Consider the following 627-nt stretch of genomic DNA (forward strand, 5'->3'; position numbering starts at 1 on the left):
CTTCTTTCATAACTCTGAATCTTACTGGTTTGGCCGAAGAGAAAATAAACTGCCATTATGATTCCAATTATAAAGCTCAGTGAGTGTCCAGGTTTTGGATAGCCAGCAGTTTTGAAATCTAAATACATTGCTGGAATGATAGCAAACAAGATACAAAATAAGAGCAGATAATCTCGTTTATACCTGAATAAATATAACAACAACCCAAAACCAGCAAAGCCAAGTGCAGCTTGTGAGGCACCAGTACCCGTATTCCAAGGAGCAGTGCCAAATTGCGTTGTGATAAATGTACCTATTGAACCGGCAACAAACCAAATGAAAAATACGTACCAGAAGCCAACTTTGCGTTCTATGAGAGTACATAAAAAGGCAATGCTTAATACGTTATAAAGCATGTGTTTTTGATGTACATGAACAAACTGAGAAGTGATTAGATGCCAAAATTCAAAGTTTCTTAAACCATCTACTGTTAACCCGCCATAATCCGCTAAATATAAGATTCTAGATTTACCAAACAGTGAGCCAGAAATCTGAAAAGCGACAAAAAGAGAAACTGTTATTGTCAATACACATATTGCGATACTAAAATAGGTTTGTGACTAGAATTCATATTCTTCCTTGAAGCTA

The 627-nt window shown here is 36.0% G+C and carries 1 protein-coding gene; it reads right to left on the bottom strand.

Annotated elements, in window-relative coordinates; all coding sequences use genetic code 11:
* A partial coding sequence (locus ACFI34_RS18745; protein ID WP_462674594.1) for a rhomboid family intramembrane serine protease occupies positions 1-566 on the bottom strand: 566 nt, incomplete at its 3' end.
* Between the last annotated feature and the right edge of the window lie 61 nt (positions 567-627).

The organism is Pseudoalteromonas sp. PSi26, from assembly GCF_054960575.1.